The sequence below is a fragment of the Ascidiimonas meishanensis genome (assembly GCF_037782385.1).
Taxonomy (GTDB): domain Bacteria; phylum Bacteroidota; class Bacteroidia; order Flavobacteriales; family Flavobacteriaceae; genus Ascidiimonas; species Ascidiimonas meishanensis.
This window is the reverse complement of sequence record NZ_JBBEXD010000004.1, coordinates 119,235-130,215: the sequence shown is the minus strand read 5'-3', so window position 1 is coordinate 130,215 and position 10,981 is coordinate 119,235. Positions and strand designations below refer to the sequence as shown.

8 protein-coding genes and 1 pseudogene are annotated in these 10,981 nt (G+C 33.7%); all 9 read right to left on the bottom strand.

What is annotated here, in order from left to right; all coding sequences use genetic code 11:
* Nucleotides 1–15: 15 nt before the first annotated feature.
* Entirely contained in the window at nucleotides 16–1,758 is a 1,743-nt protein-coding gene (locus tag WBG07_RS08240; RefSeq protein WP_340200262.1) for a hypothetical protein, read from the bottom strand.
* 311 nt (nucleotides 1,759–2,069) lie between these two features.
* Nucleotides 2,070–3,110: a hypothetical protein gene (locus WBG07_RS08235; RefSeq protein WP_340200260.1), complete on the bottom strand. Its 1,041-nt coding sequence runs from the start codon at nucleotides 3,108–3,110 to the stop codon at nucleotides 2,070–2,072.
* A gap of 1,968 nt (nucleotides 3,111–5,078) precedes the next feature.
* Nucleotides 5,079–5,315 (bottom strand): annotated as a pseudogene (locus WBG07_RS08230) (transposase); the annotation flags it as partial.
* A 338-nt stretch (nucleotides 5,316–5,653) separates the two neighbouring features.
* A complete protein-coding gene (locus WBG07_RS08225; RefSeq protein WP_340200257.1) occupies nucleotides 5,654–5,875 on the bottom strand; it encodes a hypothetical protein in 222 nt (73 codons plus the stop codon).
* Between the two features lie 514 nt (nucleotides 5,876–6,389).
* A complete protein-coding gene (locus tag WBG07_RS08220) occupies nucleotides 6,390–6,575 on the bottom strand; it encodes a hypothetical protein (protein WP_340200256.1) in 186 nt (61 codons plus the stop codon).
* A gap of 524 nt (nucleotides 6,576–7,099) precedes the next feature.
* On the bottom strand, nucleotides 7,100–7,291 hold the full coding sequence (locus WBG07_RS08215) for a hypothetical protein (protein ID WP_340200255.1): 192 nt from the start codon (nucleotides 7,289–7,291) through the stop codon (nucleotides 7,100–7,102).
* 145 nt (nucleotides 7,292–7,436) lie between these two features.
* Nucleotides 7,437–7,772: a LytR/AlgR family response regulator transcription factor gene (locus WBG07_RS08210; RefSeq protein WP_340200254.1), complete on the bottom strand. Its 336-nt coding sequence runs from the start codon at nucleotides 7,770–7,772 to the stop codon at nucleotides 7,437–7,439.
* A gap of 4 nt (nucleotides 7,773–7,776) precedes the next feature.
* A complete protein-coding gene (locus WBG07_RS08205; protein WP_340200253.1) occupies nucleotides 7,777–8,676 on the bottom strand; it encodes a thiopeptide-type bacteriocin biosynthesis protein in 900 nt (299 codons plus the stop codon).
* On the bottom strand, nucleotides 8,666–10,945 hold the full coding sequence (locus WBG07_RS08200; protein ID WP_340200252.1) for a lantibiotic dehydratase family protein: 2,280 nt from the start codon (nucleotides 10,943–10,945) through the stop codon (nucleotides 8,666–8,668). The genes WBG07_RS08205 and WBG07_RS08200 overlap by 11 nt, the downstream gene beginning before the upstream one ends.
* Nucleotides 10,946–10,981 lie beyond the last annotated feature (36 nt).

Genomic DNA, 10,981 nt, shown 5'->3' with positions numbered 1-10,981 from the left:
TAGTACTTTTTCCTATTAATTTCCTGATGGTCTGGGTCCCTTTTTTTTGCTACTATTTTTGTCTGCCTTAACTTCTTTTTTAGAAGAAGATTGTTTGCTTACTCCCTCTTTGATCTGCATGGCGGTAGTAAGGGCACTTAAGTCTCTTTCCTCATCAGACGAACTGTTGTTTTCACTGGAGCTAGGCATAGCAGCTACCGCAGGATAAGCAACTTTTTGGTTAGCCAACTCTTCTTGTTGTAGTGCAGAGGCTATTTTCTTATCCATGAGTTCTCTTGCATATTGTTGTTGTACTTTATTTAAAGGCATTTCTAGCTCACCAAGTTCTTCATTATTATCAATTGCATTAGCTATTTCTTCAATAATTTCATTCCTATCAAATAAAGGGTTTTGTACTTGGTCTAAACGCAGACCAATATCTGTTATTCCTGAAGTTTGATCATTACTCAAAGATTGTACTAGCTGAAAAGCTTGTTGTACAGGCATTTGCTCCGTTTGCATTAGAGTAGCAATTACATCAACTGATCTTCCTGAAGCGATGTTATCACTATCTATATGAATCAACTGATTCTCTTGGAGACTAAAGCCAAGTTGCTCTGGTAATATACCAAGAATGAGACCACGTACTTGATGTTCTAGTAATTCGTTCATTACGATATCACATAAGTCTCGGTTTTTTATCTCTGGATAGTGCTGTTTAAGAAGCTGAATATTTGTGAGAGTAGCTTCATTAAGTCTGGTGTCGAGTACTTGGCGTGCATTAAGTCTAAAGTTAACAAGACCTTCTGTTTGAATGGCATTTAAACCACGCACTACATTAAAGGCTGCCCGCTGTAGTCTCGCTATTGGGATATCTCCCATTTGCAAATCAACTTGTTCAAAATTGGGAAGTCCTCCTATCATTTGAATGTTATTTAAACCACGTATTGCATTGAGAGCATCTTGAGGAGCTATGTTTTGAGGAGCATTTTCTCGGTTTGGGATCAAATGGTTCATTGCATTGAGTGTATGTTCACCAAAATTAGGAGTTGTTACCTGTGTACGTGTGAGACCGTAATCTGTAATTCCTTCAATTTGGATAGCATTCAAACCATTCACCTCATTAAAAGCTACTTGAGGATTTGGAAACCTAGCTCGATTAGTTTGCATTAAACCATCAATAGTATCTAGTGTATCCCTTCCAAAGTTCGGGGTTTCTACCTGTTGCCGGCTTAGATTATAATAAAATATACCATCTATTTGAGGTTCATTTAAACCCGCTATAGTATCAAAGGTTCTTTCATTAGATATGAATAAGGCAGGATTTGCCTGTCTTAAACGATCAAGAGTGTTAAGGGAATGTCTTCCAAAATTAGGGGTTTCTACCTGCCATCTGTTCAGTCCATAATGCAATAACCCATCTATTTGAATTCTATTCAAGTTTTGTACTTGATTAAAAGCCTCTTGTATGCTAAGATCCTCATTTCTATTTTGTAAAGTATCAATAGCTTCTAGTGTATGTGCTCCAAAGTTAGCTGTTTCTACTTGTTGGCGGGTGAGGTCGTATTCTATTAATCCTTCTGTTTGAATTCTATTCAAGCCTTGAACTTCATTAAAAGCTGCTTGATTGTTTGAATATTGTTCTGGGTTATTTTGTCTAAGGATGCCAATAGCATTGAGCGTGTGTACTCCAAAGTTAGGTGTCTGTACTTGTGGTAAAGTGAGTTCAAACTGTTCAATACCTCTTCTTTGTATTTCATTTAGATTTATGTCTTGCATAATATTCTTTATTTAATACAAGTATGAAGAATATATAAAATCCCCTAAGACCCTTATTTGAAAAAAACCTGTTTAATATTTGAATCTATTTTAAACAAGAAATGTAAGGAACCGCAGAAATAGTTGTGGAGGAGTTAACCGTGCTACAACGAATATTCTACCAGTTAAGAGAAATTTTTGATAGGGCGGAATGATAAAAAAATCGTCATAGAAAAGCCAGTCTTGACTTTTTAATGCTCTGTAAATACACGGAAAATACTCATTAATACTCTATTGCGTTTGGGAAGGGGTAATTTTAGTACTTTTTCCTATTAATTTCCTGATGGTCTGGGTCCCTTTTTTTTGCTACTATTTTTGTCTGCCTTAACTTCGTTTTTAGAAGAAGATTGTTTGCTTATTCCCTCTTTGATCTGCATGGCGGTAGTAAGGGCACTTAAGTCTCTTTCCTCATCAGACGAGCTGTTGTTTTCACTGGAGCTAGGCATAGCAGCAACCGAAGGATAAGCTACTTCTTGCTCAGATAACTCCTGCTGTTGTTGAGCAGATGCTATTTTCTCATCCATGAGTTGTCTTGCAAATTGTTGTTGTACTTCATTTAAAGGCATTTCTAGCTCACCAAGTTCTTCATCATTATCAATTGCATTAGCTATTTCTTGGATAATTTCATTCCTATCAAATGAAGGGTGTTGTACTTGGTCTAAGCTTAGGCCAAAATCTGTTATTCCTGAGGTTTGATCAATACTTAAAGATTGTACTACGTTAAAAGCTTGTTGTGCATTCATTTGCTCTGTTCGCATTAAAGAGACAATCACATCAACTGCTCTTCCTGAAGCCATATTGTCATCATCTATTTGAATCAATTGATTCTCTTGAATACTAAAGCCAAGTTGCTCTGGCAATAAGCCAAGATTAAGTCCACGAGACTGATGTTCAAGTAATTGATTCGTTACTATATCAAATAAGGATTGATTTCCTATTTCTGGATTGGATTGATTAAGAAGCCGAATACTCGTGAAAATAGGTCCATCAAAAGTTAAACTTGGGTTTGAAAATCTACTTCGGTCAGATTGCATTAAACTGTCAAGTAAATTAAGCATATTTTCAGTATAATAAGGTCTTTGTACCTTTTCTCTGGTTAAGCCGTAGTTTACTAAGCCGTCTGTTTGATTACGATTTAAACCTCCTACCAGAGTAAAAGCTTCTTGACCCTTTAAACTAGGATTGCTATATTGTAAGTGATCAATTGCTTCAAGGGTATGTCTTCCAAAGTTACGTGTCTGTACCTGAGTTCTAGTGAGGCCAAACTGCTCAATACCTCTTCTTTGTACCTCATTAAAATTTGTGTTTTCCATAAGTGCTTTATTTTAATAAAACATATAAAAACCCCAAAACACTTATTTGATAGGAGTCTGTTTTGATATTTGAATCTATTTTAAATAAAAAATATTTAAATAATAAATATAGTAATAAACGAGGTTACATTCAATAGTTTTCTTTTGTACCGCGTATCTTATATAGTTAATAGAAATTTTGGACATGGCAGAAGAATACCTTCCTCATTTTCAGGATGTGACTGTAATTAATTAAAAAAGCTGACTAATTAAAGTCAGCTCTGGAATAGGATTTCGTTTGTTATAACGTTACCTGCAAATAGTTAATATTTTGATTTCTTAATTTTAAGAACCCACAATGGTCTGCCTCCTCTTAGGCTTTCTGACATTGATCTAGAAATAACTTTTTTGCTTAGTTGTGATTTTTTCTTTAAAATGGAATTATTCATAATGTTTAGTTTTGATATAGCACTAAACTAAGTAAAATTTTCCGAATTTAATAATTTGAAACTTTTTCCTCGTCCATTTTTTAAAGTGGGAATTAACTATTTTGTATTCCAATATTGAATTCCATTTTATGAAAGATTAAATATTCACGATGTTTAAGCACAAGAATCAACCCAATAGCAGTTAGAAGCAATAGCGCTAATTGAGGCGAAATAAAAAAGTTCTAGTGTTTGCTGGGTTGGTCTTAAATGTCTTCCACCACCGCTCACCAGCACCTCCATTGGTGTTACAGGCGTCACAATAATACATCCATCAGGAGTTCTTTTAATAATACAAGGTTATTTAGTTAAGATCTATTTTCCTCCATTAATTCTGGTGACAGATAATTTTGATAAAATATTTTTTTAATTGTATCTGGATTAATCTTTGTTTTTTTGGTGATTTAAGAGGTTGACTTATTTTAACAACCACCACAAAGCGTATAACCTTCACTTGGGCAGTACCTCCAATCATAGGGGTTAGCTACTTATGAAAGAAAGACGTTAAAAGCGCAGGTATTAACATAACTTCCACCTTTAACAGTTTGCTCAATTTTTAGTGATACAATTTTAGTTTTGTCTAAATTTTAGTATTGTAACCTTCTTTTTTTTTATTTTAGTAAGATTTAATAATAAGTAATATTTTACTTATATATTTATGGACACGCAGACTCATAATTTCCAGTATAGCAAGGGCCTTGGGCGACACCAGTAATAATTACTTGTGTTAGATAATAACAATATTCAGTAGCAGGCGAACAATTAACTATCAATGTATTTAAACCTCCTTTAACAAAATCTAAAGTCGTTAGGTTGGTAATTTTGGTTTTTCTAAATAAAAGTGGCTTTAGTTTTATTTTTTTCATATAAAAAATTTCGTAAAATACTTTTATTATTACGCATTCGGTACATGGTTTATGAGATAGATGAAGAAAAAAATCCTAAAACAGACTAATTAAAGTCAGCTTTAGGATTGGCTTTTTGTTCGTTATAAACAAATACACCAAGATCCTTCTCTTGTGAATCCTGTTCCGCCTTTAACTTTAGTTTTTACTAAAATAATTTGATATACATGATTTATGGGTGTGTGGAGGTGTCCGCGGTGGCTGTGGCTTATGCCAAGGTATAATTGACAATGAACTGTTTATTGGTAGTCTTCTGTAGGTTATACCCTGATTTCAGTTGACAGTTTTGAATGTGGTATCCTTTCATGCGCATAATATAGCATCAGGATTGGTCTTACTGATGCTATTCCTTTCACCCATTTGCTGGCCTTGCTCCTTGTACTTCTCTAAGTTCTTGGGCTAGTTCTTTTTTGTATAGCATAATTTTTATTTTATCTTTTTATTTATCGACCTACCTTTTAAAGCTTGGTTGATCTGGTACATAGTCTGGGATATCTTCTCAGGGTCTATCGCTTCAAAGTCTGCGATATTAAGGCGCTGTTCTTGATCTTGGTATACTTTCTCTACATAACTCCAGAGTTCTTTGTTTCTCGATACGCTTAGGAAAGGTGCTTATGCCCTTTGCCCAAACAACAGGGGTAGCGGTTCCCATTGGCTTCTATCTTGGTGCCATCTAAATAAATATCCTTTAAACTTAAAAAGCCTTGGTCAGCCAACAGCGCGACTACTTGATTGAAGATTTTCTTAAAATGTCCTTTCAATTTTCTGAAACGAAAGTTACGGATTGTGTTGTGATCTGACTGTGAGCCTGCTGCAAACCACATAAAATAAAGGGTATCCTCTAAAGCTTACGTTATCTTACGAGAAGAATACAAATTACGCAGTATACATAAATTAAAATCTTGAGAAGCAATTTGGGACGGTAACTAGAAGTTCCGCCTTCTTTACAAGTTTTTTCCAATTAACTAAATCTACTCGCTCTAAAATTGAATTCACAATACGCACAGGATGGTTCCTGGGAACCATATCGTCATAACTGGGTGGGAGAAGACTCAACTAGTCTTGATCATTTTTCTTATAGATTACTTTTCGGCTCATAGTTAAAGTTATGTTCCTTTTGATCGAATTCAACAAAAAGAAGCTGCCTATTTAGACAGCCTCTTCTTTATAATCCCTATTGTACTCCAATATTTACACAAACAAAACTTGTTGCTCCAATAAAAGGACCACCAGTGCCGGAACCACAAGCAAACTCAACACAATCACCTGAACAATTAGCTTGGCATGTACTTTCATCAATTCCACAAGGGACACCTATGCGACCACCAGAAACTTTCTTTTGTTCGTTTCTATTTAATTCTTGAACTCCATTTGATTTTAAAAGATTTTTTAGCATGATAATAAAAATTTAAAAATTGATTTATCCGTGAACATTTTAAGACACTCACAGCTTGTGTCTCTTCTAACGAGAATTTTTTAACCAATAGTAGGGAATCCTAACTTCAAAAATAGTTGTCTAAACAATCTTAAAAAGTTATGCATATACTGCTATTCTTAGTAGCATGTATTTAAATTTTCTTATCTACTAAAAACAATTTTTTTTACTTTTCTATAGAGTTATAAAACTAATATTATTTAAAATGCACAACGGGCTCTTGTATTCTTTTATTATTCTCTAAATTGGAGACAAACGCATACGAATGCCATGTTATGCTTTGAAAATTCCTCATCTGTTCATGCTTATGGGCATGAGCAGATGTTTGTAAAACCAGTACCGCGACTACCATCAACAGACTTCATTTATATAAGATTAGAAATAACTTACTTCTTAAGCGTAAGAGTGATTTTAAAATTTTTCTTTTTAATAAGTAAGAATTCATAATTAGAGATAAATAAAATGCGTTCTTTATTTATGCACACGGATCTACCGAGTAACAGGTAGGAGGAATGGTGCCAATTGGACCGCAATAAGAAAGTTCTAGTGTTTGTACCGTTGGTCTTGAAGGTCTTCCGCCACCGTTTACTTTTTGTTTTGAATTATACGCTGAAATGATTGTCTTTCTAAGCGTCAGATTTTTAAGATTCTTTTTTTTCATCTTAGTTATAATTTAATGGTTAAACATGAATTGATAAAAAACTACAAGTGTCGGAAATAATTTTTTGCATTTTATTTATTCCTTATAAAGGATAGTTTCTCTATAGGTACGCCAAAGTAAGTTATTTAAATATAAGAAAAAACTCACAATAGATAAAAAATAAAAGGTTATTTCATTTTAACAAATACTAGCGGATAATTAGATAATTTTTGTAATACTTTTAATAATATTCAATCCAGAAATAACTTGCAAACTACTGGAAGAAAGGAATAAAAAAGCTGACTAATTAAAGTCAGCTTTAGGATTGGCTTTTTATGAGTTGTATTAACTTACATACATTTACATTGAGTGCCTTGATGTTCTGATGGAGCGGGTCCAAGACATGCTTCCGGGCAGGAACAACTTCCACACATGGTTTGAGAACAACCTCTACTTCCACCAATAGCTTCTACCTTGGCAAGGTTAGAAATAGTTTTCTTTTTTGCTTGAGCGTAGTGCTTAGATTTTTCTTTTTCATAACATTTTTATAAGCAAATACATGCAGAGGCGTCGTCTTTTGTAGGAGCAGGACCAGGAAAACATGCTTCCGGGCAGGAACAACTTCCGCACATGGTTTGAGAACAACCTCTGCTTCCACCAATAGCTTCTATTTTAGCAAGATTGGAAATGGTTTTCTTTTTTAACTTGAGCGTAGTACTTAAATTTTTCTTTTTCATAACACTTCGTTTTAATTTTTAACCAAAATTAAGTGCGAATGTGTTAATTCTTGATGATGTACGTTTTTTCTTTACGATTGCAATATACTAGGAGTTAAACGTACTATTTTGAAGCATAAATGATTCTATAGGTAAAAGAATTTTATTATAAATTATGAAAGTATTGGTTAAGTAATGCTACAAATTCTTTTCTCCTTCTTTGAGAAATAGGGAAGATTTTATCATTCGTTAGTATCACACTATCTTTGAGAAGTCTCTTTATATAAGTAATATTAACCACAACAGAAGAATGTATTCTATAAAAGCGATTATCTGGTAATTTCACCTGGGATAGGTTCTTACTCATCATCATGGTGGTTTCGTTTTCAAAATGTACCTCAGAATAACTACCTTCTGCAAGAATGTACATGATATGCTGCATGGGTCTTACATAGATTCCTTTTTTTGTCCGTATAAGTACTTTATCTTGATCACGAATCATAAAATTAAACTTTTACTCTTTTTTTCTTTCTCGCATTCATAGAGCGATAATATCTATAAAGAAAATCATAACAAACCATTTCATGCATTCTATTATTAGATTTAAAAAGCCTGTTCATCAACATATGGATGTAACTACTCATTAAATTATTTAATGGCATTGCAAGCGTGTTATGAGTTTTGTGTTTAAGTATTTCTTGGGCAATGGAAACTGTATTTTGAGCAGATTCTTGAAGAACATCCAGAACGGGTTCATAGTCAGGATTCTCTACTGCCGTAAAAACCATAAAATCATCAATCTTTTCGCGTTCTCTTCGGTATTTATCGTCTAATTGTTTTTTTAAAGGTCTAGACATTCCGAATTCATTTCCAAAACCAGTTTTTAAACCCTCCATAATTTCCAGTTTTTGAGTGTCATCGTAGTCAAATGCAGTCAAAAGAGAATCAATTGCTCTTAATCCAAAAAGCCATCTTATTTCTTCACCTTCATCTCCTTCTATCATACTCAAAAAATCTACCATCATCTTGCTGTCTAGATAAAATAAAGATTCTGCAAGTTCCATTGTATTGGTGCCATATCTTTCCAACTCACGTTGATACGTATCAATTTGAATTTTCCATATCAAATCTTCTGCGATATAGGTTTTTAGACCCGGGTATAATTCATTAATAATACTACCAATATTGTTTGGGTTATTATATTTAAAACGAACTCTAATATGATGTTTTGGATCTGCATATCTAATAAAAAACCAAGATTCAATAGTGTTGTTTTCTATAAGTTTTTCTGTAACGGGTTTGATGATTTCCGTGAGCACATTATCTGATGTCTTGGGGCCTGTATAGATTTTGTAGTAAAGCCATTGGTCTCCCAGAATAAAACTTCTTTGCGTATTATTTTCCATTTGTATTCTCGGTATTTTGTGAGTTGAGTTTGTTTTGATTGTAGAATGAAAGAACGATTTGATTGGTGTAATAATCGTTTTCATTTTTTACAACACTCTCTTCATTAAATAAAAACTCGGTTATTTTGAAGGATTCTCTCTTTTTTACGGTATCAAGTAACATTCTTACTGAGGTAAGATTTCCAAAATTTATTAGCAATTCATTATCGCCATCTGCTAGCATCACATACTGAGGGATCTTTCTGGAGGAGGTAAATTCTTTTATAAGTTCTTTTAATTTTAGGTCCTCCTTTATAACCTTTATAAGTGGCTCGATACTTTTTTTGCGAATGTTCCAGGTGGCATCAGAAAGTATTAAATTTTCAAATTCAAAACGAGGAACAAATTCGTAATCTCCCTCAAAAGGCCCTGCATTAAATCCAATGCCAGATCTGATATTTTGAGTTTGTAAATCACACAAAAAATGATAGATTGGTAACGAATTGAAAGAAAAATTATGGGCATTGGTGAGGTGAGGTATCACTTCTTTATCATACTTTTTTGACCTTAGATAGATGTGTCTGTTTTGTTTGACAGAGATCATTAAATCGTCTAGCGTAAGTTGATTTTCATCTTTTAAAATCGATTTTGCCAGATATGGGATTTCATATTTTCTAAAAGCGGGTCTCATTAATATATTACCTACTCTTGATTCTGGTAGATGTACAATTTCTGCAAGTAGTTTATCCTTGTTAATTTTTGCTTCTGTATGTACTATTTTTTGTGTGTATGCATTAAGTGCTTCATCTCCATGACAGAACCTACCTAAGAGATTTGCTGCACTAGATCCTCCAGCTCCTGAGAATTTTAGTTTTTCTTCTCCGTTTTCATTGACAATCTCAATCATAGTTGAGATGGTGTCTGGAAGGTCGTCCCAACCCTGCGTAAAATTCTTAAAATCTTCGGAAGTCAATTTAATAATGTAGGCATCATCTCGGAAAGCTTGAATAAGCTTTTTTTGAATTACAGCCTGAACAGAATTCCATTTAATTTCCTGTACACTAACACCACTCTCATTAGGTCTGGGAGGAATCATAATGTCATCTACAAGTGGATTCACATCACCACTTCCCTGATTTTGTCTGTAGCCAACACCTATTTCAATATCTAAAGCATTGGCAAGCAAGACTTCCCTTTCTTCATAGCGCTCATAAAAAGCATCTTTGAATTTAGACAATGTGGTTTCTTTGGAGGGGATGCTTATCTGATTCAAAAAAGAAATTCCTTTTTTTATGGAGTCAATAACTTTTGTGTTGAGTACCGCTTTTTGGGGACTCAATTCCATATCGGTCTGGAAAAGAAATTTAAGTTCAAAAGTGGTTTGCAATTTTTTAAGATCTTCACTTAGTTCAAGATATGCTTCCGCCTTGTTTCCAATTTTCTGATCAATAGTGGCAATCTTTTGATCTGCTTTTTCTAAAAATTTTATGATATCTTCTGTCCCTTTTAGTTTTTTTAAAACTTTCAATATTTGTTGCAGAAATTCAGGGCCTGATACGGAAGGCTCCAGTTCACTAATCAGTAATTGGCTGAGTACTAATTCGTTTATAAACTCACTTGCTTCTTCTGCAGTAATTTCGTCATTCACTAATGTCTCAACCAGTTCATGTAAATACGCTCCATTTTTACTTTTATCTAGAATTACCTGCAAATAATCAGTGTGATCAACAGCCACAATATGATGATGTCGTTTTGAGTTGATATACTTATATTCTACATATCGCAATTGATCTCCAGTTCTGTAAATACTAGAATTGGGATAAAAGAGTAGTTGTTTTCTGATGTTTTCAGACTTAATAAGATCTTGAGACAAGGCAACAAGATAATTCATGTCAAGTCTGGTATGCCTTTTGTTTTCTTTTGGAGCTTTTAGAGTCAACTCATGACAATTATTTTCTTCATCTTTTATAAAACTTCCTAAAGCACAGCCTGCAAAAAGACCAAAAGGAGTACAACGGGATGACATTCTGGAGATATATTTAAGAATAGAATAGGCCAGCTTTTCATCATTTTTTTCAGGATCTTCTGCCCATTTTACTGCCTCAAAGTACAATGATGGAGAGGCTAAAAAAATAGCTTCTCTAACAATAGAATCATTAAAAACTTTTTTAATTTGATCTTGACTTACGGTATCGTCTGCCGTTAGTGATTGGAAAAAGTTGAGTGGAAGAAGTGGTGTTCTCAATACGAAATGATCAAAGCTTTCGTACGGATTCGTATTTTTTTTCATGAATTTTTTCTTAGAAATTCAAAATTTCACTTTTGA